Annotated in this window: 28 protein-coding genes; 11 read left to right on the forward strand and 17 right to left on the reverse strand. The window is 36.2% G+C overall.

The genetic code is table 11. From position 1 onward, the window contains the following. The first annotated feature begins 7 nt into the window (after positions 1–7). The 6 genes from PMN2A_RS03820 (at position 8) to PMN2A_RS03845 (ending at position 6,026) form a co-directional block, all read left to right on the forward strand. The gene (locus PMN2A_RS03820; RefSeq protein ID WP_011293708.1) at positions 8–1,333 is read left to right on the forward strand and encodes a glutamyl-tRNA reductase; all 1,326 of its coding nucleotides are present in this window, start codon (positions 8–10) and stop codon (positions 1,331–1,333) included. Between the two features lie 105 nt (positions 1,334–1,438). Further along, positions 1,439–2,734, forward strand: a complete 1,296-nt coding sequence (locus tag PMN2A_RS03825) for a glucose-1-phosphate adenylyltransferase (protein WP_011293709.1) — start codon at positions 1,439–1,441, stop codon at positions 2,732–2,734. Positions 2,735–2,892: 158 nt separating this feature from the next. Continuing rightward, positions 2,893–4,311: an NADP-dependent phosphogluconate dehydrogenase gene (gene gndA, locus PMN2A_RS03830; RefSeq protein ID WP_011293710.1), complete on the forward strand. Its 1,419-nt coding sequence runs from the start codon at positions 2,893–2,895 to the stop codon at positions 4,309–4,311. 5 nt (positions 4,312–4,316) lie between these two features. Then, the gene (pgl, locus tag PMN2A_RS03835) at positions 4,317–5,033 is read left to right on the forward strand and encodes a 6-phosphogluconolactonase (protein WP_011293711.1); all 717 of its coding nucleotides are present in this window, start codon (positions 4,317–4,319) and stop codon (positions 5,031–5,033) included. Positions 5,034–5,062: 29 nt separating this feature from the next. Then, positions 5,063–5,644, forward strand: coding sequence for a CIA30 family protein (locus PMN2A_RS03840; RefSeq protein ID WP_011293712.1), 582 nt, complete (start codon positions 5,063–5,065; stop codon positions 5,642–5,644). Beyond that, on the forward strand, positions 5,631–6,026 hold the full coding sequence (locus tag PMN2A_RS03845) for a hypothetical protein (protein WP_011293713.1): 396 nt from the start codon (positions 5,631–5,633) through the stop codon (positions 6,024–6,026). The genes PMN2A_RS03840 and PMN2A_RS03845 overlap by 14 nt, the downstream gene beginning before the upstream one ends. A 1-nt stretch (position 6,027) precedes the next feature. Here the strand turns inward: PMN2A_RS03845 and ilvD are convergent, their stop codons facing one another. The 3 genes from ilvD to PMN2A_RS03860 are packed head-to-tail and all read right to left on the reverse strand — an operon-like array spanning position 6,028 to position 8,673. Further along, positions 6,028–7,698, reverse strand: a complete 1,671-nt coding sequence (gene ilvD / locus PMN2A_RS03850) for a dihydroxy-acid dehydratase (RefSeq protein WP_011293714.1) — start codon at positions 7,696–7,698, stop codon at positions 6,028–6,030. 33 nt (positions 7,699–7,731) lie between these two features. After that, on the reverse strand, positions 7,732–8,031 hold the full coding sequence (locus PMN2A_RS03855; RefSeq protein ID WP_011293715.1) for a membrane protein: 300 nt from the start codon (positions 8,029–8,031) through the stop codon (positions 7,732–7,734). Positions 8,032–8,055: 24 nt separating this feature from the next. Continuing rightward, positions 8,056–8,673: a uracil phosphoribosyltransferase gene (locus PMN2A_RS03860; protein ID WP_011293716.1), complete on the reverse strand. Its 618-nt coding sequence runs from the start codon at positions 8,671–8,673 to the stop codon at positions 8,056–8,058. 71 nt (positions 8,674–8,744) lie between these two features. Here PMN2A_RS03860 and PMN2A_RS03865 point away from each other — a divergent pair, with 71 nt between their 5' ends. From PMN2A_RS03865 to purQ, 5 genes are all read left to right on the forward strand, one after another. Further along, positions 8,745–9,257 (forward strand): pentapeptide repeat-containing protein, encoded by a 513-nt coding sequence (locus tag PMN2A_RS03865; protein ID WP_011293717.1) that lies wholly within the window; start codon positions 8,745–8,747, stop codon positions 9,255–9,257. Positions 9,258–9,277: 20 nt separating this feature from the next. Then, positions 9,278–10,372 carry a cobalamin biosynthesis protein CobW gene (gene cobW, locus PMN2A_RS03870; RefSeq protein WP_011293718.1) on the forward strand — a complete coding sequence of 365 codons (1,095 nt, stop codon included), beginning with the start codon at positions 9,278–9,280 and terminating at the stop codon, positions 10,370–10,372. Between the two features lie 119 nt (positions 10,373–10,491). Further along, complete coding sequence (locus tag PMN2A_RS10070; protein ID WP_011293719.1) at positions 10,492–10,677, forward strand: hypothetical protein; 186 nt, start codon at positions 10,492–10,494, stop codon at positions 10,675–10,677. Positions 10,678–10,764: 87 nt separating this feature from the next. After that, positions 10,765–11,037, forward strand: a complete 273-nt coding sequence (gene purS / locus PMN2A_RS03875) for a phosphoribosylformylglycinamidine synthase subunit PurS (protein ID WP_011293720.1) — start codon at positions 10,765–10,767, stop codon at positions 11,035–11,037. 5 nt (positions 11,038–11,042) lie between these two features. After that, a complete protein-coding gene (purQ, locus tag PMN2A_RS03880) occupies positions 11,043–11,696 on the forward strand; it encodes a phosphoribosylformylglycinamidine synthase subunit PurQ (RefSeq protein WP_011293721.1) in 654 nt (217 codons plus the stop codon). Between the two features lie 68 nt (positions 11,697–11,764). Here purQ and PMN2A_RS03885 read toward each other — a convergent pair whose 3' ends face one another. From PMN2A_RS03885 to PMN2A_RS03950, 14 genes are all read right to left on the reverse strand, one after another. Next, positions 11,765–12,832, reverse strand: coding sequence for a class I fructose-bisphosphate aldolase (locus tag PMN2A_RS03885; RefSeq protein ID WP_011293722.1), 1,068 nt, complete (start codon positions 12,830–12,832; stop codon positions 11,765–11,767). Between the two features lie 141 nt (positions 12,833–12,973). After that, positions 12,974–14,074: a Gfo/Idh/MocA family protein gene (locus PMN2A_RS03890; RefSeq protein ID WP_011293723.1), complete on the reverse strand. Its 1,101-nt coding sequence runs from the start codon at positions 14,072–14,074 to the stop codon at positions 12,974–12,976. A 21-nt stretch (positions 14,075–14,095) separates the two neighbouring features. Next, positions 14,096–14,500 (reverse strand): hypothetical protein, encoded by a 405-nt coding sequence (locus PMN2A_RS03895; protein ID WP_011293724.1) that lies wholly within the window; start codon positions 14,498–14,500, stop codon positions 14,096–14,098. Continuing rightward, positions 14,493–15,377 carry an acetyl-CoA carboxylase, carboxyltransferase subunit beta gene (gene accD, locus PMN2A_RS03900; protein WP_011293725.1) on the reverse strand — a complete coding sequence of 295 codons (885 nt, stop codon included), beginning with the start codon at positions 15,375–15,377 and terminating at the stop codon, positions 14,493–14,495. The genes PMN2A_RS03895 and accD overlap by 8 nt, the downstream gene beginning before the upstream one ends. Before the next feature lie 51 nt (positions 15,378–15,428). After that, positions 15,429–15,914, reverse strand: coding sequence for a prepilin peptidase (locus PMN2A_RS03905; protein ID WP_011293726.1), 486 nt, complete (start codon positions 15,912–15,914; stop codon positions 15,429–15,431). A 61-nt stretch (positions 15,915–15,975) separates the two neighbouring features. After that, positions 15,976–16,878, reverse strand: a complete 903-nt coding sequence (locus tag PMN2A_RS03910) for a phosphoribulokinase (protein ID WP_011293727.1) — start codon at positions 16,876–16,878, stop codon at positions 15,976–15,978. Positions 16,879–16,965: 87 nt separating this feature from the next. Further along, on the reverse strand, positions 16,966–18,045 hold the full coding sequence (leuB, locus tag PMN2A_RS03915) for a 3-isopropylmalate dehydrogenase (RefSeq protein WP_011293728.1): 1,080 nt from the start codon (positions 18,043–18,045) through the stop codon (positions 16,966–16,968). Positions 18,046–18,071: 26 nt separating this feature from the next. Beyond that, positions 18,072–19,124 (reverse strand): UDP-3-O-(3-hydroxymyristoyl)glucosamine N-acyltransferase, encoded by a 1,053-nt coding sequence (lpxD, locus tag PMN2A_RS03920; protein WP_011293729.1) that lies wholly within the window; start codon positions 19,122–19,124, stop codon positions 18,072–18,074. Positions 19,125–19,169: 45 nt separating this feature from the next. Then, positions 19,170–20,252, reverse strand: a complete 1,083-nt coding sequence (gene proB, locus PMN2A_RS03925) for a glutamate 5-kinase (protein ID WP_011293730.1) — start codon at positions 20,250–20,252, stop codon at positions 19,170–19,172. Beyond that, complete coding sequence (locus tag PMN2A_RS11085) at positions 20,249–20,770, reverse strand: YqeG family HAD IIIA-type phosphatase (RefSeq protein WP_071813622.1); 522 nt, start codon at positions 20,768–20,770, stop codon at positions 20,249–20,251. The genes proB and PMN2A_RS11085 overlap by 4 nt, the downstream gene beginning before the upstream one ends. Beyond that, entirely contained in the window at positions 20,758–21,294 is a 537-nt protein-coding gene (locus PMN2A_RS03935; protein WP_011293732.1) for a DUF3727 domain-containing protein, read from the reverse strand. Before PMN2A_RS03935 ends, PMN2A_RS11085 begins: the two co-directional genes overlap by 13 nt. Before the next feature lie 64 nt (positions 21,295–21,358). Continuing rightward, positions 21,359–21,793 (reverse strand): Holliday junction resolvase RuvX, encoded by a 435-nt coding sequence (gene ruvX / locus PMN2A_RS03940; protein WP_011293733.1) that lies wholly within the window; start codon positions 21,791–21,793, stop codon positions 21,359–21,361. Beyond that, positions 21,790–22,827, reverse strand: a complete 1,038-nt coding sequence (locus PMN2A_RS03945) for a hypothetical protein (RefSeq protein ID WP_011293734.1) — start codon at positions 22,825–22,827, stop codon at positions 21,790–21,792. The genes ruvX and PMN2A_RS03945 overlap by 4 nt, the downstream gene beginning before the upstream one ends. A 38-nt stretch (positions 22,828–22,865) precedes the next feature. Then, on the reverse strand, positions 22,866–23,831 hold the full coding sequence (locus PMN2A_RS03950) for a hypothetical protein (protein ID WP_225866331.1): 966 nt from the start codon (positions 23,829–23,831) through the stop codon (positions 22,866–22,868). Between the last annotated feature and the right edge of the window lie 34 nt (positions 23,832–23,865).

The following is a 23,865-nucleotide window of genomic DNA, read 5'->3' on the forward strand; positions in this document are numbered from 1 at the left end:
GCTATTTATGCATATTGCTGTCGTCGGTCTTAGCCATCGCACGGCCCCTGTCGAAGTGCGTGAAAAGCTAAGTATCCCAGAAGAACTGGTTGAGAAATCGTTTAATAATTTAAAGAAAATTGATCAAATATTAGAAGTTTCCATATTGAGCACCTGTAACAGACTTGAAATTTATAGCTTAGTTAAGGACCCGCAATTAGGAATAGAAGCAATTAAATCTTTTCTTCTTCAATTCTCGGGCCTTGATGATGAGATTCTTTCACCTCACTTATTTAATTATGTCCAAGAGAAAGCAGTCTCTCATGTGATGAGGGTTTCTGCGGGTTTGGATAGTTTGGTTTTAGGAGAGGGTCAGATCCTTTCTCAAGTAAAAAAAATGGTACGTCTTGGCCAAGATCATCACAGTCTAGGACCTATCTTGAATAGACTGTTAACTCAGGCCGTTAGTACAGGCAAGCGCGTAAGAAGCGAGACAAATCTTGGAACGGGAGCAGTTTCTATAAGTTCTGCAGCCGTAGAACTAGCTCAATTGAAACTTGGCCAAGCGCATGGAAGAGATCAATTGATGACTTTAGAAACTGAAAAGGTCGCTGTTGTTGGCGCTGGTCGAATGAGCCGTTTGTTGCTTCAGCATCTTCAATCAAAAGGATGCTGTTCACTTACGCTTTTAAATAGAACAAAAAAAAGGGCTGAGGACCTTTCAGCAGCGTTTCCCGATATTCAAATTGATTGTCAATTAATAGATGAACTTGATAGTTGTCTCTCTCTTAGTACTCTTGTGTTTACGAGCACAGCTGCTAATGAGCCAATTATTGATGCCGAAAAATTGATAAAGATCGATAGAAAGCCTTTACTAAGACTTATTGATATTGGAGTTCCGAGGAATATTTCTTCTGATGCAAAATCAGTTTCAGGAATTGAATCTCATGATGTTGATGATCTTCAAGAAGTTGTTTCAAGAAATCAAGAGGCAAGACAAAAGCTTGCCCTAGAAGCAGAAGGATTGATAGAGGAAGAATGTCGTGTTTTTCTAGAATGGTGGGATAGCTTAGCGGCTGTTCCGACAATTAATTGCCTTAGATCTGGTTTGGAGTCAATCAGAAAAGAAGAACTTCAGAAGGCATTAAGCAGAATGGGACCTGACTTCTCCGCTAGAGAACGAAAAGTTGTGGAGGCATTAAGCAAGGGAATCATTAACAAAATACTTCATACTCCAGTAACAAAATTAAGAGCGCCTCAATCTAGGAATGATCGTAGAGATTCTCTTGATGTGATTGAAAAACTTTTTAATCTTGATGTGTCTAGTTCTTTAAACAAGCCCAAAAACAACTGATTTTGCTATTTACTTTTGAAATTCTTACTACTTATCACTTTTTGCTGGATTAATGAGCACTCTATCCAGTAGGTTTGCTCCGAATAGCCGATTAATAGTGCCTTCATGAAGAGAGTACTTGCCATCATTCTTGGCGGTGGAAAAGGATCACGCCTATATCCATTAACAAAAATGAGAGCAAAACCCGCCGTTCCATTAGCGGGAAAATATCGACTAATAGATATTCCTATAAGTAATTGCATAAATTCGGACATCAGTAAAATGTATGTTCTTACGCAATTCAATAGCGCTTCTCTTAACAGGCATATTGCACAGACTTACAATTTGAGCGGACCTTTTGGCCAGGGGTTCGTTGAGGTTTTAGCTGCTCAGCAAACACCTGAAACCCCCTCTTGGTTTGAGGGTACTGCTGATGCGGTAAGAAAATATCAATGGCTTTTTCAAGAGTGGGATGTTGATGAATATTTGATTCTCTCTGGAGATCAGCTTTATAGAATGGATTACAGCTTATTTGTTGAACAGCATAGAAATACAGGAGCTGATTTAACGGTTGCAGCTTTGCCAGTTGACCCAGCGCAAGCGGAAGCATTTGGTTTAATGCGTACTGATGAAATAGGCAATATTAAAGAATTTCGTGAAAAACCTACTGGTGATTCATTGAAAGCAATGGCTGTAGATACATCAAGGTTTGGATTGGAAGCAAATGAGGCAAAAGAAAAACCTTATTTAGCTTCTATGGGAATATATGTTTTTAGTCGTTCCACTCTTTTTGACTTATTAAATAAATTTCCTTCTTATACAGATTTTGGAAAAGAAATTATTCCGGAGGCTTTAGGTAGAGGTGACAAACTTAAAAGTTATGTTTTTAATGACTATTGGGAGGATATCGGAACTATTGGTGCATTCTTTGAATCAAATTTAGCCTTAACTCAGCAACCCACCCCTCCATTTAGTTTTTATGATGAGAAGTTCCCTATTTATACTAGGCCTAGATATTTGCCACCTTCTAAAATTGTAGATACACAAATAACTGATTCAATAGTTTCCGAGGGATCAATTCTTAAATCATGCAGTATTCATCATTGTGTGTTGGGAGTTAGGAGTCGGATTGAAAGCGACGTTGTTCTAAATGAGACCCTAGTTATGGGATCTGATTTTTACGAATCTTATGAAGAGAGAATAGCGCTAAGAAATGGCGGTGGTATCCCCTTGGGAGTGGGACAGGGCACAACTGTTAAAAGAGCCATTCTCGATAAAAATGCTCGCATTGGTGACAATGTGACGATAGTCAACAAAGACAATGTGGAAGAAGCTGATCGCGCAGATCAAGGTTTTTATATTCGTAATGGAATAGTTGTTATCGTTAAAAACGCCACAATTCCAGATGGAACTATTATTTGATTTTATTTAATGTCTTAGAAATTTAATAAGCCTGGTTTTTAAGCTTTTATTATAAAATATTTTTCAAAGAATTCTTCATTCCTGACATTGAGCTCTTTAATGCAGCGAAATGAATCCATTGTCGTCACACTAATTCAAGTAGAAATTTATTAACTTAAATGACCAAGGCACATTTTGGATTAGTCGGTCTTGGAGTAATGGGGGAGAACCTTGTACTTAATGCAGAGCGAAATGGTTTTTCTAGTGTGGTCTATAACCGTACTTATCAAAAAACAGAAGACTTTCTTTTAGGTAGAGGTGTAAATAAATCAATTCAAGGAGCGAAGGATCTTCAAGAATTTGTATCAAAGCTGGAACGTCCAAGAAGAGTATTAATGATGGTTAAAGCGGGAGCTGCTACTGATGCTGTTATTAATCAAATTTCACCTTTCCTCGAGGAGGGGGACTTGCTCATAGATGGTGGAAATGCCCAATTTATGGATACAGAAAGAAGAGTAAAAGAACTTGAGAGCAAGAGTTTTGGATACATCGGGATGGGAGTATCAGGTGGTGCGAAGGGTGCACTGGAAGGACCTAGCATGATGCCTGGTGGCACAAAGACTTCCTACGACGCGATAGAGAGTTTGTTAAACAAAATGGCTGCTCAGGTTGAAGATGGACCTTGTGTGACTTATATCGGCCCAGGGGGGTCAGGCCATTTTGTTAAGACCGTACACAATGGGATTGAATATGGTATCGAGCAGATTTTGGCTGAGGCATATGACTTAATGAAGAGAGTTTGTGGAATGAGTGGTGATGAGATGGCATCTGTTATGGGCTATTGGAATAAGACCGAAGAACTTTCCTCCTATCTCGTTGAAATTACAGAGGCTTGTTTACGTGTTAAGGATCCTGATGATAGTTCTGATCTGGTTGAAAAGATAATGGATAAAGCGGGTCAAAAAGGTACTGGATTATGGACAGTCGTTAGTGCATTAGAGCTTGGAGCTTCTGTTCCCACTATTTATGCCTCTTTAAATGGAAGGGTTATGAGTTCAATGAAAGATCAACGTAATTATGCAGAAACAATATTGAATGGGAACAAACCTTCTTTTGTTGATTTTGGAAAGCCTTCAGATGGTATGCCTCTCCTTATGGATGCCGTTGTATTGGCTACGATAGCTAGCTATGCCCAAGGTATGGATATTTTACGACTCGCTTCTGAAGAATATGATTACGATCTTGATATGCCCTCCATCGCTCAAATATGGAAAGGTGGTTGCATAATAAGGTCTACCCTTTTGAGTCGTATACAAGATGCATTTAAGAAAGATCCGAGTCTGACCAATCTAATTATTGATAAATGGTTTACCGATCAGGTAAACAATCGTCTCTCGGGCCTGACACAGGTCGTTTCTGCTGCTGCTAATGCTGGAATTCCAGTCCCATGCTTAAGTAGTACTCTAGATTATCTAAATAGCTTCAGAACATCTAGACTTCCTCAAAACCTAGTTCAAGCAATGAGAGACTGTTTTGGCTCTCATACATATGAGCGCGTAGACAAGGCTGGATCATTTCATACTGAGTGGATTGACTGATATCAATGACTAAATATGAAATTCAAGTTTTAGAAGACAAAAGCTCTCTCGCTCTTGCCGCCTCTGATTTGATAACTCAGATCATTGAGTCAACCTTGAAAAATAAAACCAGAGCGAAAATTGCTCTTTGTGGTGGTTCTACCCCTAAGGCTGCTTATTCTTTGTTAGGTAAAAAAAATATCGATTGGATGAACGTTGATTTGTTTCTTGGAGATGAAAGATGGGTTGACAATAAATCACAAGACAGTAATTGCTTTCTATTAAATAATTCGTTGTTTAAAGAAGGGAACCCATCTCTAGAAGCATCATTTTTTGCTGTTTCAACTGTTGAGTTATCATCCCCAGACGAAAGTGCTGACAATTACGAAACAATCTTGAAAAATAACTTGGCTGGGGATCCACCAAAATTTGATTTGATTTTATTGGGATTGGGAGATGACGGGCATACAGCCTCCCTCTTCCCTGGCTCTGATGCATTATTTGAAAGAGATAGATTAATAACTGCTGGCGAAGGTAAAGGTCACAAAAGAATTACTTTTACAAGTAAATTATTAAGTGCTGCAGATAATGTGGTCTTCCTAATCAGTGGATCTTCCAAACAAATGGCTCTTAAACATCTACTTGATCCATCAGAATCATGGGAGCGAACTCCTGCAAAATTAGTTGCACCAAATTCTGAAATTATTGTCTTGGCTGATAAAGATGCTTACCCATCTTTCTAGTTAGATTATTGTATTAATAGAGAAGTACTTTGTTATTGAGTCCTGATTCACCCCCGACTGAAATTGCAATAACTCCTCTTATACAGGGTTCTGAATTTTCAGATTGGAAATCTCTGAATGACACAATTATGGGCGGGTCAAGTCGTGCAAGTTGTCGTTCTTCGGATAAAGGTTTATTTCTTGAGGGTAACCTAGTTGAAGAAGGTGGAGGCTTTGTTAGTTGCCGATCTCCGATTTTTGATAAACCATTTAATCTATCTAAATATTCTGGATTAATTATTGATGTTGAAGGAGAAGGGAGAACAATGAAATTTGCGATCGCTTGTGAAAAGAAACCCTTATCATTATCAAATCTTTTAAAAGGTGATATCCGCTGGGTTGTCTCAATACCTACAAATAAGAAAGGAGTTAGTAGGATCAAAGTACCTTTCAAAAATTTGGAACCTGCTCGAAGAGCAAAGCCTGTTCGACTACCTCTTAGATTTGATCCTACTTGTGTCAATAGATTTCAATTGCTTTATTCGAAATTCGGACAACCCGGCAAAATAAATTCAGGTTTTTCCCCTGGCCCTATTAAAGTGTTAATTAAGTCAATAAGTGCATACCTCTGACTCAAAAGACAGCTTGATAGCTGAAGTAGCCAAGGCTGCGGATCTTTCTATGAAGCCCTATGTACATTCTGTCTTTTTAGAAAATCAATTATTTGATAATAATGATTTTGATGACTTGGTTTTTAAAATTCAATGTAGAAATATAGACGGAGAAAGAGAAGAGTCTATGGATATTGAACTTGAAGTATATAAAAGTGGAAATGAGATAAATATGACTATCTCTTGGAAATCTTTAATTGATAATCCAATATTGTGGCAAGGGAAGCATGCTGTTTGGATGGATAGCTCTTCGGGTGTGAAATGCGAAAAACCTCCATATGGAAATGATTTTGAGTCCCTTGCAAGAAGACTAAGGACGTTTTTTAAGACTTCATTGTCCTGAGTTATATTTGATCAGTTGTCGCTCCTTGGCTTGATGAACTTACTAATCTGGAATACTTCCCAAGAATGCCTGTCTTATATCTAGGCTTTGGCTTCTCCCATTTCTGTTTTCTTCTAGCTAGTTCTCGCTCTTCGACATTTAATTGAATTAACAATTTATTAGCGTCAACGGTAATACTGTCTCCTTCCTCTACTAATCCAATTGTTCCTCCGACGGCTGCTTCTGGAGCAACGTGGCCAACCACTAATCCATATGATCCTCCACTAAATCGACCATCAGTAATTAGTGCAACTTTCTCTCCTAAACCTTGACCTACAATCGCTGAGGTTGGAGAGAGCATCTCCCTCATCCCAGGCCCTCCTACAGGTCCTTCATACCTAACGACGACTACATCTCCAGCTTTTACTTTATTGTCAAGAATGGCAGTTAAGCATTCTTCTTCACTCTCAAAGACCCTTGCAGGCCCGGTTAAAACGGGAGTCTTTACACCACTAATTTTTGCGACACTTCCTTCACTTGCTAAATTTCCTTTGAGAATAGCAAGATGTCCTTTTTTATAAATAGGGTTTGATATTTGTCTTATAACGTCTTGATTTTCTTTGGGCTTTGAGGGGATATCTCTAAGAACTTCTTTAATTGTTTTTCCTTCAATGGTTTTGCATTCTCCATGTAGCATTCCTGCATCGAGGAGTAATTTCATTACTTGAGGAATCCCACCAGCTTTATGTAGGTCGACTGTTACGTATTTACCGCTTGGTTTGAGGTCGCAAATCACAGGAACAGTCTGCCTTATACGTTCAAAGTCATCGATCGTTAAATCAACTCCTGCAGTCCTAGCTATAGCAAGTAGGTGAAGGACAGAATTTGTTGAGCCGCCTACAGCCATGATGACACTGATTGCATTCTCAAAGGCTTCTTTCGTAAGTAAATCTAATGGCCTGATGTTATTCTTTACTGCATTTACAAGGACCTGAGCACTTTCAGCAGCGCTTTCTGCTTTTTCATCATCTACTGCAGCCATTGTTGAACTAAATGGCAAACTAAAACCCATCGTTTCTATTGCCGCAGACATGGTATTAGCAGTAAACATCCCTCCGCAACTGCCTGGTCCAGGGATAGCATTTTTTTCTACAGCTATTAAACGATCTTTGTCGATTTTTCCGCTTGCTAATTGACCGACAGCCTCAAATGAACTCACCACGGTCAAGTCGCAACCGTCTAATTTCCCAGGTTTAATTGTCCCCCCATAAACAAAAATCGAAGGTATGTTCATTCTTGCCATTGATAACATTGCTCCTGGCATATTTTTATCGCATCCACCTATCGCTAACACCCCATCCATGCTTTGAGCATTGCAAGCCGTCTCGATTGAATCTGCAATAACTTCTCTTGAAACTAATGAGTATTTCATCCCTTCCGTTCCCATGGAAATGCCGTCACTAACAGTTATGGTTCCGAAAGTTTGAGGCATTGCACCAGCCTCTTTTAACGCTGACTCTGCTCTATTAGCTAAATCCATTAATCCCATATTGCATGGGGTTATTGTGCTGTGCCCATTAGCTATTCCAATGATTGGCTTGTTAAAATCATTATCATCAAACCCAACAGCTCTAAGCATTGCTCGGTTTGGTGATCGTTGAATACCCTGTGTTATTGCATTTGATCTAAGCATTTGATTTCTATTTAATTGTTTAGAAAATTAGTATCAATTGGAAGATCCTAGGTCTTCTAATTGTTTGCGAACGTCTGCTATGGCCGAATTTAGCTGTTCAACACGTTGCTCTAAGTGCTCATTGCTTTGATTCCCTAGCGAATCAGATGCTAATTCAGTTGCCTCAGAGCCATCTTGAATTCTAGGTGCATAGAGCATTGCCTTTTGCTTTCTAGTCTCTTGCCTTTTTTCGGCTTCTGAAAGTAACCACCAAGCTAAACCTGCAGCTCCAAGTACGGCACCACTAATTAATGATGCCAAACTTCCTGAATTTGAATCTCGGTATTGGCTCATAACTTTTAATAACTTCGTTAAATGCTAGTGCGATGAGGTGACTCTGGTTTTGATACGTAATGATGGATCACCAATTCCAGGCGATAATTCACTTTCTGATATTAATTCAGGATCTATACAAGCACAATAAATATTCAAATCTTGAATATATTCTCCTATTTCTTTAAGTCCTTGATTAGCGGCTAATGCTGTGATTACCCTTATCCTTCTTGAATCAATTTCTTTATCTTTTAAATAATTTAAATCTTTTAAAAGATTTTTACCTGTTGTTATTTGGTCGATGTAAAAAATAATTCCAGCATTTTCTTCAATTTCTTTAGGTGGACCTCCGATACACAAATTTGAATTTGGAATTAAATTTCTCGCACCTCTATAGAGGTCAAGCCCAGCGGGTAAATAAGGAATTGCTAAAATAGGTATATCGGGATCAATAATTGAGCATTCAGTTGTTCCAGTTGAAGTTGTAATCTGCTCTTTTTTACTTGGGATCCAATCTCTAAGCGCTTCATAAGTGAGCCAGGTGCCAAGTTGCTCTAGGCCAGTTGCATAAAGGATTTCTGGGGTAGTAGGGTTCCTTAAAATAGTTAACCAATGTGATATGAGTGGGTGTGGAGGAACTATTACTCTTAAGCTCATTGACATGATTCATTCTTGGCCTTATGTGCCATAACGTGAATAAGTAAATTACCTGTTAAAAGTCCTTTTAAGCTCCTATGAACAAAAAAACTTCTTTCATCTCGGATTTTAAAGCAATTATTTTTGCTGTATTACTTATAGTTGTTTTGGTACTCCCTGCTAAAAGTGTTTTCGCTAGGACGCCTGCTGAGATTCGCAATCTAGAAGAACTCAATATTTCCCAAGATATGTCTAGCCAAGATTTAAGTGGAAATGATTTCGTAAAATTAGATCTGAAGGGAATAAATTTTAGTGAATCAAACCTTACAGGAGCAGTTTTTAATAACAGTAAATTGAATGGAGCAGATTTGCATGGTGCTCAGCTAAATGACGCATTGGCATATGCAAGCGATTTTGAAGGAGCTGATTTAAGGGATGTCGACTTCAATGGTGCATTATTGATGGAAAGTAACTTCACAGATGCTCTTATTGAAGGAGCCGATTTTACAGATGCGGTGATAAGTCGAATACAACAAAAAGAACTATGTAACATGGCTTCTGGAACAAATTCAAAGACTGATGAGGATACCAGTTACAGCCTTGGATGCTGAGTTATTAAACAAAAATAAAAATGAGCGCTAATCGTCTACCAGTTACGGTAGTTACAGGATTCTTAGGTTCTGGTAAAACAACTCTCTTGAGGCATCTTTTACGTGAAGGGAATCAACGTCTAGCTGTAGTTGTTAATGAATTTGGAACAGTTGGTTTAGATGGAGACCTTCTTAAAAACTGTGGGCTTTGCCCTGATGATGAAGTAGATGAAAGAATAGTTGAGTTAAATAATGGCTGCTTATGTTGCACTGTTCAAGAGGACTTCCTTCCTGCAATGGAAGCTTTGCTTCTTAGATCAAATCAGCTTGATGGAATCATTATTGAAACCAGTGGGCTTGCTTTGCCAAAGCCTTTACTTCAAGCTCTTAATTGGCCGGCAATAAGAAATAAGGTTTTTATTAATGGAGTCGTCACTTTAGTTGATGGATATGCTCTCTCAAATGGAAGCCCAGTAAGTGATTTAAAGAGTATTAATGAACAGATGACAAATGATAATAGTATTGATCACATAACTCCAATAGATGAGCTTTTTAGAGATCAATTGATCTCTGCTGATCTTGTACTAGTTAGTAGGTCTGATTTGCTTTCTGCGAAAGATTTTTTATTTGTCGAAGAAGAGGTAAAAAAACGAGGAAATTCAAATGCTAATGTTCTGCCTATATCAAATGGAATAATTGAACCATCAGTCATTCTTGGTCTTTGTAAAGAACAAAATAATATTTATCGTCTAGATCAAAATAACCAAAACCAAAACCAAAACCAAAACCATGACCATGACCATGACCATGACCATGACCATGACCATGTTGATGTAATTAGTGATCATTTAAGAATGGAAACCCCAATTGATCAAGATGTTTTGAGAGAGATGTTTTTGAGACTTGTCCCGGAATATCAAATTCTTCGAGTAAAAGGTAAATGCTGGATTGAAGGCAAAGCCTTGCCTCTTCAGATCCAAATGGTTGGCCCACGATTTAATTCATGGTTTGAGGCGGCTAATGAAAACGCTTGGCAACCTCGTCAGTCAGGTATTGATATTGTCTTTTTGAGTTTGAGAGAGGGAGTTAAAGAAGCTGTTGTAAATTCTTTATGCATAAGCACTCGTATAAAGTAATTTCCCATACTTATGTTAAAAATCGGTTGTTTTTTTTGTTTTTCCCGCGATTCTGTGTGAGTTAGGAGATAATTCTCTCTACAAACGAAATTAATAGCTTCCAAGCGGACATCATCGTCGTGAGCCAAGCATCTTCTGCTACCAAAAAACATAAAGTTCAAAGTATTGCTAGTACTCTGATCAAAATTACCTGTGATAAATGTGGAGGTAACGGTTACATGAAAACTAGTGCAAATTGTTATCACACCTGTCTTCCATGCCTAGGAAAAGGATACGTAGATGTGCAGAAAGAAAATATCAATTAGAAATTTATCAAATATTATCTAGAATGATTCTGCAAGCTTATTAACTTGGGTTAACCAAGGAAAGTAAAATTCCATTGATTTTTAAAAGTGTCTTTATTTAAAGCAAGAGTTTTTGTTCATTTAAGACCTTCTGTTTTGGATCCAGCTGGAGAAGCTACTAGGTCAGCCACAAAGAGATTAGGAATAGATGGAGTTACTCAGCTAAGAATTGGTAAATCTATTGAACTTGAGATAGAAGCAGCAGACAAGGATGATGCACGTTCGAAGATTGAGTTAATGAGTGATCGATTACTTGCAAACCCCGTAATTGAGGATTGGACTTTGGAATTTAAGGACGAACAGAAAGCACTTAAGAATTAAATAATATGAATATCGGAATTATTGTTTTTCCTGGATCAAATTGCGACAGGGATGTTAGGTGGGCTACTGAGGGATGCCTTGGAGTTCCTACAAGTTTTCTTTGGCATGAGACTACTGATTTAGATGGTTTTGACGCGATTGTCATCCCTGGGGGTTTTAGTTATGGAGATTATCTACGTTGTGGAGCCATTGCAAGGTTTGCCCCTGTTTTAAATTCTTTAATCTCTTTTGTTGATAAAGGTGGAAAAGTTCTTGGCATTTGCAATGGGTTTCAAATACTTACTGAACTAGGACTCTTGCAAGGAGCTTTGACAAGAAATAAGAACCTTCATTTTATTTGTGATAGAGCAAATTTATCTATTGAAAGTACAAAATCTACTTGGATGAAAAACTATAAAAAACATGATTCTATTTCACTACCTATTGCACATGGAGAGGGGAGATATCAATGTAGTTCTGACGTCTTAAAAAAATTGCAGGATGATGACTCGGTTGCTCTTAGATACGCAGATAATCCAAATGGATCAATTCATGATATTGCTGGAATCACAAATAAAAAGGGAAATGTTTTGGGGATGATGCCACATCCTGAAAGAGCTTGTGATGATGCTTTGGGCGATATTGATGGTAAATCAATTCTTAGTACTCTCCTTTCTTGAATTTATAAATCTAAGCATTAAAAAAGCTGCTATCAAAAAGAGATAGCAGCTTTTTTAGCTGATCTGGTTTAGTACTTGTATCCAGCTACAAATAACTGTTCATCAGAAGAAGGCTGAGAACCTGCAACATACAATCCTTTTGATGCCTCAGAGTTTGCTTGAGCCCTTGCAATAAGTGCTTTTTGTCCATCAGCAGTATTGCTGCCTTTCCATGCTTTTAGACATGAATGTTGCAAAGCACGACCATATGAGAATGAAACATTCCACTTAGCCTTTCTGTCGATCTTATTCATCAGATTTAAATAAACTGATGCTGCTTCCTCGCTCAAGCCACCTGAAAGGAAAGTAATACCAGGTACACTTGCTGGTACGCATCGTTCCATTGTACGTATTGTCATCTCAGCGACTTGCTGTGGATCAGCTTTTGTTGAGCTGTCAGCACCTTGTACTGTCATTGATGGCTTTAGGAGAGTTCCTTCTAGAAGAACTCCGTTTACTTGGCAAGCTAGATAAACTTCCTTGATTACTTCTTCTTGGACTGCTGCAGTCTTTTCAATTGAATGTGAACCGTCCATTAGGATTTCTGGTTCAATAATTGGAACTAAGCCAGATTCTTGTACTGATCTAGCGTATCTAGCTAAACCCCAAGCATTTTCCCTTATAGAAAGTTTAGAAGGACAACCATCATCTGTTATTTGAAGTACTGCTCTCCATTTTGCGAATCTTGCACCTTGCTCGTAGTAGTCAGCAGCTCTTTCAACAAGTCCATCTAATCCTGAGCAGAAGGTCTCAACATCATGGCCACCGGCTAATGGTCTTAGACCTTTATCAACCTTGATTCCTGGGATAATGCCTAACTTTTCAAGCTTCTTAACCATTGGCTCACCATCAGGATGGTTTTGGAAAAGAGTTTCTTCAAAAAGAATTGCTCCACTTATGAAGTTTCCAAGACCTTCTGTTGTGAAAAGCATACCTCTATAAGCTTTTCTGTTCTCTTCAGAGTTCTCAACACCAATTGAAGCAAGCCTTTTACCTACTGTTTTCGTTGACTCATCAACAGCAAGAATCCCTTTGCCTGGCTGGGCTATGGCACTTGCGGTCTTCTTTAGTTCTTCTGCGTAGTACGAGAGTGCCATTTATGCAACAAAAATTTCATTAAGATTATTCCATATTGAAGGCCCCTTTTGTTGCTTATTACACTTAAAAAGTTTTTTATTTTTTTTTAATCCAATAATTAATTCTAAAAATTATTTTTACTTGAGTTGAATTGGATTTCTTCAATTGATTTCTATCTTCATACCTATTGAGTTTGATTCCTTTACCTTATCGCAAACTATTTGGCTAGCTAATCCCTCTACTAAGCCTGGAATTACTGGGGTTCCATCTGCAATACTTTGAGCCCACCAGTTTTGTATTCTTGCTACTGGAGCTATTCGACCATCTGTCCATATTTTTGAAAAAGATAGGTCAGAGTCAGGTTGGATATTTTTAAGAACGTCTCCTTTGTTTGAGTACCAAAGCCCAAATCCGTGAACATAATCGTTCTGGTTCTCGCTGCTAAGAACAAGAGTTCCATTGCTTCCATAGATTTCCAGACTAAAACCCCTGCTTTGTTTTGTTACTGCAGATAAATTTACTTGGGCTGGAATTAAATTGTTGTTAATGCTTTTTATTTGTAGTTGAGAAATACTTACATCTTCACTTGTCACTTTTTTAATGGTTTTTGATTGTGGACACTCTCTTTCTTCAATTGAAGTTGAATTTATTGCGCTCAAAGAATGAGTAGGACCAATTAGCCAATGAATCATGTCAAAAGCATGGGTTCCCAAGGCTCCCAGTACCCCTCCACCAGAATTTTCATCTGAATACCAATTCCATGGCCTATCTGGATTAGCCCTGCTACTCATTAGCCAATCAAGCTTTACAAAATATGGTTCATCTAGTTTCTTCTCGGTAATTATTCGCTTTGCTTGCATGAATAGCGGAACGGCACGATATTCGTAATCAACAGCTATTTTTAAATTTCTTTTGAGAGCGTTTCTTTGAAGCTCCATCACCTCATAAGCATTTAAACAAGTTGGCTTTTCAAGTAAAAGATGTTTTCCTCCTTTAATTGCCTCTAGTGCAAGCTCGTATCTGGGTGCTGGCGGAGTAGCTATGATTATTCCATCTACTTTGGAATCATTTACTAAATCCTCCCAGGTCTCGTAGGCACGAAGATTGTGCTTATTGCAGGCTTCTTTAAGCCTTTCTGGCCGAGGATGCCACAATCCCACAAGCTCAATATTCTTATTAGATAATGATGCAGGAATATGAACACTTTCACCGAAACCTAGCCCTGCAATTGCTATGCGAATCGGATGATCTGTATTGATCATTCTTTTAAATAATTTATGAGTTTAAACATTTTCGCAGCTATCTGAAATCACATCATCTAATAGTTTATCCCCATTAGGGTCTTCCCATTTTGGGTATAAATTTTTTTTACCATTAACTGAAATATCTTTGAATTTATTAGTCATACAATTGATTTTCATTATATAAATATTCTCCTCTATTTCCTTTGAAGTACTAGGGGCGATTTTTATGTATTTTGTAGTTAGTTCTATTATTCCATTTTCTTCAATATTAATACTATCTCTATCTAAATATTGAACTCCCGTAGGCATTCGACTAACTTCAACCCAATTAGTATTGGCTCCATATACTATATTTGTACTATTGAAAAAAATTAATAATATTAACACTAATATATTCAAGAGTAGATCAAATTTATTTTTTATTTTTTGATTTATTTTAAGCATTAGTTTGTAATTTTACTACTTGTGTCTTATGTAATCGAAGTATCTTTGCCAAAGTTTCTTTAAGTTCTGTTCTTGGTACAATGGTATCTACGAAACCATGATCTTGAAGATATTCTGCTGTTTGAAAATTATCAGGAAGTTTTTCTCTAAGTGTTTGTTCAATTACTCTTCTCCCTGCAAATCCAATAAGTGCTTTGGGTTCTGCAAGTATTAAATCTCCAAGCATTGCAAAACTAGCAGTAACTCCTCCAGTGGTGGGATGTGTAAGTAAAGGCATATAGAGCAACTGTGCATCTCTATGTCGTTCAAGCGCCCCTGAAATTTTTGCCATTTGCATCAGACTTAACATCCCTTCTTGCATTCGCGCACCACCCGAAGCGCAAACAATTAGCAATGGCAGCTTTTCTTTGGTTGAATGTTCGATAAGCCTTGTGATCTTCTCTCCTACAACAGATCCCATTGAGCCACCCATGAATCTGAAGTCCATTACGGCTAGTGCCATAGGAATAGAATTAACTTCGCATGTCCCTGTTAAAACACCATCTTTAAGACCAGTGCCAGCTTGACTTTCTCTTAGCCTGTCTGCGTAAGCTCGTCGATCTTTAAAACCAAGAGGGTCAACTGGAGTTAAATGATTATTGATTGATTTGAATGTATTTGGATCAGAAATTAGTCTTATTCTCTCTTTACTATCTATTCGATTGTGATGCCCACAGTTACTACAAACACTGCAATTATCTATTAAATCTTTTCTATAAACTACTTGTCCGCATTCTGGACATTTTTCCCATAGTCCATCACTTTCTTCAGATTCCTGAGTGACTTTGCCAACAAATTGGCCTTTCCTTCTATCAGCAAACCAGTCGAATAATGACACTGCTATTTTGTGATTGAAATTAATTTAATACCTTGAGTCCCCTTAAAGGGATTACAAAGTTTGAATCTTATCTATAATCCATGAAGAAAATATCCCAATTGATAGAAAAGGCGCAAATGGATACTGTTCAAATGGTATAAATCTTTTAGTAATTTTTCCATGTAAACTATATATAGCTGAAAGTAAAAATGAAATACACAATGACAAAAAGCTGAATTCAATACCAAGCCATATTGTACTAATTGAAGAGAGTTTTATATCACCCAGGCCTAATGAATTTATTCCAAAGATTTTATAGCTTATATAACTTATTGAATACATTATTATGAAGATAATAATCATTGATAAAGAATTATTTGTTATTAAGTCTGTAATATCTATTTTGTCGTTTGACAAGCCTAGACATGCCAAGTAAATAATACCTGATAGGGCAAAGATTATTAATTTACTTTCACTTATTAGCATTGTGTTTATATCTTCTATCGATATAGAAAACAAAATATATAAAAGTATAAAAGTAAACGATATGATAATCACTATTAATTATTTACTTTATCTATCAATAATAGATATTATTAGCTTTGATTGATTGAATTTGTTATCCTGCCGCCTTTTTCTCTTCTATCATTTTATGAATAATAGGTGTAAGAATAAGCTCCATAGCAAATCCCATTTTCCCTCCGTTAACAACAATACTTGTAGGACTTGACATGAAGGAATCGTGAATCATTCCTAATAAGTACTGGAAGTCAATTCCCCATTTTTCTCTTGAACCTTTTCTGAAATGAATAATTACGAAGCTTTCGTCAGGTGTTGGAATGTTTCTGCAGATAAATGGGTTGGACGTATCAATGGTCGGTACTCTCTGGAAGTTAATATCTGTAAGGCTAAATTGCGGACATATGTGATTAATGTAATCAGGCATTCTTCTCAGAATCGTATCTACGATAGTTTCGGCTGAGTATCCCCTTTCTGCGTTATCTCTATGGATTTTTTGTATCCATTCGAGATTGGTAATTGGTACTACACCAACAAGTAAATCAGCGAATGAGGCCACATCATAATCTTTTCCTACTACTCCACCATGTAGTCCCTCGTAAAACAAAAGGTCGGTTCCTGTTGGAATATCTTCCCAGGGAGTGAATTGACCTGGATCTAATTTTGTTCCTAAACGAGTGTTGTGTTCCTCGGCTTCTTCTGGGCTATGTAAATAATATCTTTTCTGACCCCCGCCAGTTTTTCCATATTGACTGAATAGGTCTTCTAATTTGTCGAATAAATTTGCCTCTGGTCCAAAATGAGAAAAGTTTTCACCTCTTGAAAGTGCCTCAGACATTGCCTTTTTCATAGGCATTCTTTCAAAACGGTGATAACTATCTCCTTCAACAACTGCAGGAACAATCTTTTCCCGAGCAAATATATGCTCAAAAGCTCTTTTAACGGTGCTTGTTCCTGCTCCTGATGAACCAGTTACAGCTACTACTGGGTGAAGCTTTGACATCGACGCTTATGTATTGACTTTCATTTTTACAGGTCAACTGACCCTCAAAGTGAAACTATTCGAAGAGTTTTTTAATTTGTGAACTAATTATTTTAATTTTTCCGCCAATAGTTCACCCATTTGAGAGCAACCAACCTGTTTAGTCGTCTGAATGCTCATTAAGTCAGAAGTTCTATAACCGTCATTAAGAATTTCGTTAATTGCATTTTCTAAAAAAGTTGCCGCTTCTGTTTCATTAAGGGCAATTTTTAACATCATTGCAGCAGATAAGAGCATTGCTATTGGATTAGCTATATCTTTTCCTGCGATGTCAGGAGCTGAGCCATGAACAGGTTCAAAGACACCTGGCCCATCAGTGGTTAACGAAGCAGAAGGAAGCATGCCAATTGATCCTGTCAGCATGGCTGCAATGTCGCTAAGAATATCTCCAAATAAATTACCTGTAAGAATCACATCAAATTGGCTTGGATTTCTAACAAGTTGCATTGCTGCATTGTCTACATATTGATGCGTAAGTTCTATATCTTTGTATTTGTTAGACACCAATATTGTTTCCTCTCTCCATAGTTGACTTACATCTAAAACATTAGCTTTATCAACTGAGCAAACTTTTTGATTTCTTTGTTTGGCTAATTTAAAAGCAATTTCTGCTATTCGATTCACTTCCTCGGAGGTGTATGTCATCGTGTTAAATGCCCTTTCTCCTTTATCTGTTTTTATCCTTCCTTTTGGTTCTCCAAAGTAAATACCGCTGGTAAGTTCTCTAACTACTACTAAATCAACTTCTTTAACAAAGTCTTCTTTCAAACTACTTGCTTTTGTTAAGGATGGAATTATTTTTACTGGCCTTATATTTGCAAAAAGATCCAAAGAAGATCGGAGATTGAGTAGGCCTGTCTCAGGCCTTTTCTCTCTAGGTAATTCGTCATACTTTGGGTCTCCTATTGCCGCTAACAAAACAGCATCAGAGTTCTTACATTCTTGAAGAGTTCTATCTGGGAAGGGGATACCATCTGAATCTATTGCTGATCCCCCGAAAGGCATTTCTTTAAATTTGATTTCAAAGCCAAATTTCCTTGAGACTAGGTCAAGGATTTTATGAGTGACGTTTGTTATCTCTGGACCAATTCCATCTCCTGGCAATAATGTTATTTTGTAAGACTTCATTTTGTGTTCTTAATCAAGAAGAAAACTTACCTGGATTTTTTTCGATCTAATTGACGAATAGCTTTTGCTATCTCAGGTAGTTTTTTGAAATTAGCAGAGCATCTCAACCATAATTTATTTGGAATAGCTGGGAAGCCGCTAACAACAGTTCCTGCCTCGATATTTGATACTATTCCTGTTTTAGAACTGGCTATCACTCCATCGCCAATTTTAACTCTATTGCTGATACCAACTTGTCCAGCAAGAATAACTCCGTCTCCAATCTGTGCTCCTCCAGCAATTCCAACTTGAGCAGCCATAGCACATCCTTTACCAGTAGTTACTCCATGACCAATTTGAACTAGGTTATCAATTTTTGTATCTTCACCAATTATTGTCTCTCCTACTGAAGGCCTATCAATCGTTGATCCACTACCAACTTCTACTTTATTTTTTAAAATAACTATTCCCACTTGAGGCATTTTCTTCCATCCATTTGATGTGGGCACGAATCCAAAACCTTCACCACCAATAACAGCATTGGCATTAATTACACACTTGTCACCAAGTTTAGATCCAGAATGAATAACACTATTTGCGTGAATTAAATTTTTGGAACCAATTCTTACATTTCTATATAGAACAACTCCTGCATGAATGATAGTCCCAGCTCCAATTTCTGTATTATCTCCAATATAAGCATTAGCTCCGATTGAAACTCCAAGACCAATTTTTACATTCTGACCGATGACCGCACTTTTATGTATGCCTTCACTTTCCACATTAGAAGGATAAAGAAACTCTAATGTTTCAGCAAAAGCAATCTTGGGCTCTTTAAGTATTATCCAATCAACTGAAATTTTCTTTGCTATTTCAATAATATAAGTATCATTTGCTGGTAATAATAGAGCAGATGCTTTTGAAGTCTCTATGAGATTTCTAAGATTTAATGGACTATTATTGTCTAGAAAACTTATGTCATTATCCTTGGCATTTTCTAAAGAAGCTGCGGTTAAAATAACTGGATTGTTTTTTATTTTAAAGTCAACGACACCAGATTGACCTTTCTTCAGTTTTTCGACAATTTCAATGAATTGCATGATTTGATTTAATTGGGGAAGTGAAAATTACTATTGTTATCTGAGTTATTCACTTGTTAGAACCAGAACATCTCGGTGGATAACTAGAGGAGATCCTGTTGTTTCGGATCTTGAATTAATTCCTATCTTTATAGCATCACTGCTCATTGAGCAAATTCCCTTAGCAAATTCCTCTCCTTCCGTGTTAATAACTTTTACAGGTTGATTAGCAATAAAATCTCCACTAACTTTTTTTACCCCAACTAATAATAGTGAAGCACCTTTGTTTTTGATAGCTTCACTAGCACCATCATCTAAGTGTATTTCTCCGACTGGTTTAATTGCATGTGCCAACCAACTTTTTCTATTCCCGATAGGGTTTGGATTGGGGTGAAAAACAGTTCCTATTTTTTTTCCATCAAGTAATTCGCCTAATATTTTCGGATCTCTGCCATCTGCTAATTGAACTTTTATCCCGCTTTCAGTGGCGATCTTTGCAGCAGTTAATTTTGTTTTTATTCCTCCAGTCCCCCATGAAGTTTGTTCATTTGCTAGTTCTAAATTATTTAATTCTTTTGAATTGTTAATATCTTTGATTGGCTTAGCTTTACTATTGATTTTGGGATCAGAAGAGTAGAGATGATCGATATCAGTTAATAATATTAATTGATCAGCAGATATAGCTGTTGCAACTAATGCAGATAAAGTATCATTATCACCATACTTTAGCTCTTCATCTGAGGTTATATCATTTTCGTTTACGATTGGTATAACATCCCATTCGAGCAACCTTTTTAATGTTTGCGAAGCAGAATTATAACTATTTCTTGATCCTAATTCTGACCTAGTTAATAATATTTGCGCAACTTTATATCCAAAACTGCTCATAGCCTTTTCATACAAAGCCATTAAATGAAGTTGACCTATTGCAGCAGAAGCTTGAAGAGAGATTATTTCTTTAGGTCTTGTCTTGAATCTCATTTGATGACATCCAAGTCCTACAGCACCACTAGAAACCAATATAATTTTATCGCCATTCCTTTGAGCTTTTGATATATAAGAACAATAATCGTTAATTACATCAAAAGTTGTATATTTATCGTTTCCTCTCAAAAGGCTTGTGCCAATCTTTATTACCCAGGTTGTCATAAAATGTCTCCAGTTATAATTCTTGCTAAGTATCTTTCTAAGGATTGAAAATTATTTTTTTCAATTCTTTTTCCATAATAATCTACCGAATCTACCAATATTGTATACATTCCTAATCTATTGCCTACAAGAATATCTGTAAAAACTCTATCTCCAATTATTGCTACTTCATTTGATGAATATGGAATTTTGTCTATTATCTTCTTTAACTTTTTTTTACTTGGTTTGCCACCAGAGCATGTAAATTCTAAATCTAATTCATCAGCAATTAATTTTATTCTGCTTTTAGATGGATTATTGCTGAATAAGTAAATATAAAAGTATTTTTTTGAATTATCAATCCAATTTTTTATGTCACTTGAAAGTACCGGCTTTTTCCCAGAAATTAATGTTCCATCTACATCAAGTATTAGTGCTTTGACGTTTTTCGATGATAAATCATTTATCGAGATCTTTGAAATTTTATCGTTTACCTTCCAATTTGGAATAAGTAATTCTTTAATGTTTATTCTGATAATCCCCTTCCCTCAAGTTCAGCTTCAATTCCTGATTGTATCTTGTCAAACTCTTCACCTTCAACAAGCTTTACTTCTCCATCTTCTAGCTTTCCGACTATGAAGAAAGGGTCAAGAGGAATGTATAGACCATACTCATTACTTTCAACTCTAAAATTGACAAGTAGCTCGTAGGTTTCTGACTCGTCATCAATGTCTTCTTCCTCAATTTCTTCTGGTTCAGGCTCATCTAATTCGCCTGAGACTGTAAGTGTGATAGCTGAGCGAACAAGTCTAAGATCGTGTTCTTGAAGAACAACATCAGCTACTTCAAGTATTGGCTCATTCTTTTCAATTGTTTCTATTAGCTTGGGATCTTGATCGTCAATCAATTGAAATAGAGATACAGGAGTATCTACTGGAGTTAACAGGGCATATTCATTGCCTTCAAGAGGTACTACTTGTTCAAGAAAACACAGGAGATCTGAACCTTGAGAATCTTTAACTAAAAGAGTCGGTACTTGGTCGTTTTTATTTGTTGTTGACATAGTTGAGTTCTTATTAATCTGTGTCTAGTTTTATTTGATTATGTTTTTACATCATATTCAAAATTTAATTTGAGTCATCCAGATCAGGTCCCTCAATAAGCCATTGTTGTAAAAGTATAGCGGCAGCTGCACTATCTATTCTTCCAGTCTTGTCATTTTTTAAAGAGAACTTTTCTTTAGCCTCTACGGTTGAACAATGTTCATTGATAAAAGCCAAAGGAAGTTTTAAACATTTAGCTAATTTAATCCCATATTTTTTACATCGAATAGATTGTTTAGTTTCCATGCCATTCATATCAAGAGGATTACCACAAATGAGCCCTTCAACTCTTCGGTCAAAACATATTTTCTCGAATTCTTTTAGATCTTTTTCAAAGCTATCTCTAAAAATTGCGGGGAGATGAGTTATTGATATTCCAAGTGGATCACAACCTGCAATACCAATCCTTTTATCTCCAATATCAAGACTCAAAACTGAACAGGGTTTTGGCTGAATCATTTGTTATTTTCAATATGAATAGTTGAAGGTAATTCCGGTTGTTGTTGTAAATTGCCTACAAGATTAGTTAATAGTTCAGTTTCGATAGATTTTAATTTATATCCATTTTGTTTTTTCCAAATACTTCTTCCTAGAAGAACTCTCTCCTCTGAAACTTCCCAGTCACTTTTATGTAAAATGTCATTTAATTTATTGTCTTCACTAGTTGTTTCTATATAACAATTACTTTTCCCAGCTTTCATATTATTAATTCTATTTGGAATAGATTGATTTAGTCTTTCATCCCAAGCTAATCCTCTTATTAATTCTAATGAATAATTATTTTGGGGGCAAACAGATGGTATTAACCCAGCGATAATATTATTTTCTTTTGATTTAATTACACCAGTTAATGTATTTCTTTTTTCATAAATATCATGCCACTGCCTATCAAAAATTGACCTAAAGTTAATTGACTCTTTAGCTTGTTCAAGTCTCCATATTTGTTGACTATTCTCTTCATTTAGTTTTTCCCAGGTGAAATTATCTTTATACTCTTTTTTTCTATATTTAATATCTTCTTTTCTATTCCAATATTTTATTATTCTTAGCGGTTGAAAACCAGATTGTCTAATAACAGATAAATTTTGATTATCATTTGTTTTTATAGAAGTTAAAAAACTTTGAGTATTAATATTGCTTTTATAAAGAACTTTTCTTAATAAATTCTGTAATAAGTTATAACGACTGAAGGATATTGATTCTCCTATAAAGTATGGCTCTGATATACACCAACAAGTACCTCTCCGATTTATTGGAGTCGCTAAAATGTATGCAATTATATTATATCTTTCTACTGCTACTAAACATGTTGAGTTCCGAGTAGGAATTAAATTAGTTAAGCTGGACTCTAATGAAGAAAACCATTTTTTGCATAATAGAATTTGAAATATACCAAGGTATTTTGAATTATTGTCAGCTCTAAGCATTGATAAATGCTTGAGCTTAAGTGGCTCAATTGATAAATCCGAAGATAATGAGTCATCATTTTTCATTTAATTATTTTATTATATTTTTAACTTTCATGTGACTATTAACCTGTTTCATCTGATCTGATGAGTACTAGGGGTGTTTGTTGGTTAGCATTACCTGCTGGATTTGATGTTAAAGATCTTTTAATTATTTCAGCATTATCAACATTACTTGTTGATAGAATTTTAACTCTTCCTAAATCATTTACATCTACAACAGCAACATTAACGTTTAGTTTTTTTGCGGCATTAATACAAAAAGTTTTAGTATCTTTAGGCCCTAAAACTATACTTTTGTCATAGGGCGGCGTTGTACCAGTGATGTCATCAATCAATCTTGCTTGTTCACCTGCTAAACGATAAAACATACCCTTAACACCAAATAATTTTAATATTCCTCCAATTAACCATGAAATTATTACGCGTGTTGGACCAGAAATATTTATTAGTGTTTGCATTCCGGCAGCTGTAGCTAAACTACTAGTCGGGTGAAATCCTTTGCAAAGTATCCTTGAAATTAGATTTGATTTTACGTTCCTATAATCTATGTATCTTCCTTGCATTACGGCTAGTGGTGACTCTCCAATTGTAAGAATATCTGTAGGCAAGTAATTTGGTGGCATGTAGGATTCTAATACTCTAATAGGATCATCTAAACTGCCAAGAATATGAGTTCTTATTGGATCTACTAGATTAGTACTAGAAGAATTTGCTTTGGATATATCTAAAGAATTAGGTAATACAAAACCATCGAATCTTTTGAAAGAACCGAATGGTCCGTAATTAACCCATTCTATATCTAGCCACAAACATTTAATCTTATCTATAGCTGTACTTTTAATTTCATATTCAATTTCAATTTCGACAAATATCGATTTTTTCCCTTTTAAAATATATGCAGTCCAATAGTCATTATTTTGATGTTCTTCTTCATCTGTGTGAAGTGGTTTGATTTTTGTCTGAATATTTATTATCTCATTTTTATCTATACCAATTAGCTGAGGATGAACATTAAAAGAAGGAATCATAACTTCCATTCTTTTCTTTGAATTTTTAATTTCA

This window comes from Prochlorococcus marinus str. NATL2A (genome assembly GCF_000012465.1).
Classification (GTDB): domain Bacteria; phylum Cyanobacteriota; class Cyanobacteriia; order PCC-6307; family Cyanobiaceae; genus Prochlorococcus_B; species Prochlorococcus_B marinus_B.

Excerpts from the sequence above, each read along its gene's own strand:
- PMN2A_RS03820 (WP_011293708.1), top strand. The coding sequence starts at position 8 with ATGCATATTGCTGTCGTCGGTCTTAGCCATCGCACGGCCCCTGTCGAA.
- PMN2A_RS03825 (WP_011293709.1), top strand. The coding sequence starts at position 1,439 with ATGAAGAGAGTACTTGCCATCATTCTTGGCGGTGGAAAAGGATCACGC.
- gndA (WP_011293710.1), top strand. The coding sequence starts at position 2,893 with ATGACCAAGGCACATTTTGGATTAGTCGGTCTTGGAGTAATGGGGGAG.
- pgl (WP_011293711.1), top strand. The coding sequence starts at position 4,317 with ATGACTAAATATGAAATTCAAGTTTTAGAAGACAAAAGCTCTCTCGCT.
- ilvD (WP_011293714.1), bottom strand. The coding sequence starts at position 7,698 with ATGCTTAGATCAAATGCAATAACACAGGGTATTCAACGATCACCAAAC.
- PMN2A_RS03855 (WP_011293715.1), bottom strand. The coding sequence starts at position 8,031 with ATGAGCCAATACCGAGATTCAAATTCAGGAAGTTTGGCATCATTAATT.
- PMN2A_RS03860 (WP_011293716.1), bottom strand. The coding sequence starts at position 8,673 with ATGTCAATGAGCTTAAGAGTAATAGTTCCTCCACACCCACTCATATCA.
- PMN2A_RS03865 (WP_011293717.1), top strand. The coding sequence starts at position 8,745 with ATGAACAAAAAAACTTCTTTCATCTCGGATTTTAAAGCAATTATTTTT.
- cobW (WP_011293718.1), top strand. The coding sequence starts at position 9,278 with ATGAGCGCTAATCGTCTACCAGTTACGGTAGTTACAGGATTCTTAGGT.
- purQ (WP_011293721.1), top strand. The coding sequence starts at position 11,043 with ATGAATATCGGAATTATTGTTTTTCCTGGATCAAATTGCGACAGGGAT.
- PMN2A_RS03885 (WP_011293722.1), bottom strand. The coding sequence starts at position 12,832 with ATGGCACTCTCGTACTACGCAGAAGAACTAAAGAAGACCGCAAGTGCC.
- PMN2A_RS03890 (WP_011293723.1), bottom strand. The coding sequence starts at position 14,074 with ATGATCAATACAGATCATCCGATTCGCATAGCAATTGCAGGGCTAGGT.
- PMN2A_RS03895 (WP_011293724.1), bottom strand. The coding sequence starts at position 14,500 with ATGCTTAAAATAAATCAAAAAATAAAAAATAAATTTGATCTACTCTTG.
- PMN2A_RS03910 (WP_011293727.1), bottom strand. The coding sequence starts at position 16,878 with ATGTCAAAGCTTCACCCAGTAGTAGCTGTAACTGGTTCATCAGGAGCA.
- leuB (WP_011293728.1), bottom strand. The coding sequence starts at position 18,045 with ATGAAGTCTTACAAAATAACATTATTGCCAGGAGATGGAATTGGTCCA.
- lpxD (WP_011293729.1), bottom strand. The coding sequence starts at position 19,124 with ATGCAATTCATTGAAATTGTCGAAAAACTGAAGAAAGGTCAATCTGGT.
- proB (WP_011293730.1), bottom strand. The coding sequence starts at position 20,252 with ATGACAACCTGGGTAATAAAGATTGGCACAAGCCTTTTGAGAGGAAAC.
- PMN2A_RS03935 (WP_011293732.1), bottom strand. The coding sequence starts at position 21,294 with ATGTCAACAACAAATAAAAACGACCAAGTACCGACTCTTTTAGTTAAA.
- ruvX (WP_011293733.1), bottom strand. The coding sequence starts at position 21,793 with ATGATTCAGCCAAAACCCTGTTCAGTTTTGAGTCTTGATATTGGAGAT.
- PMN2A_RS03945 (WP_011293734.1), bottom strand. The coding sequence starts at position 22,827 with ATGAAAAATGATGACTCATTATCTTCGGATTTATCAATTGAGCCACTT.
- PMN2A_RS03950 (WP_225866331.1), bottom strand. The coding sequence starts at position 23,831 with ATGATTCCTTCTTTTAATGTTCATCCTCAGCTAATTGGTATAGATAAA.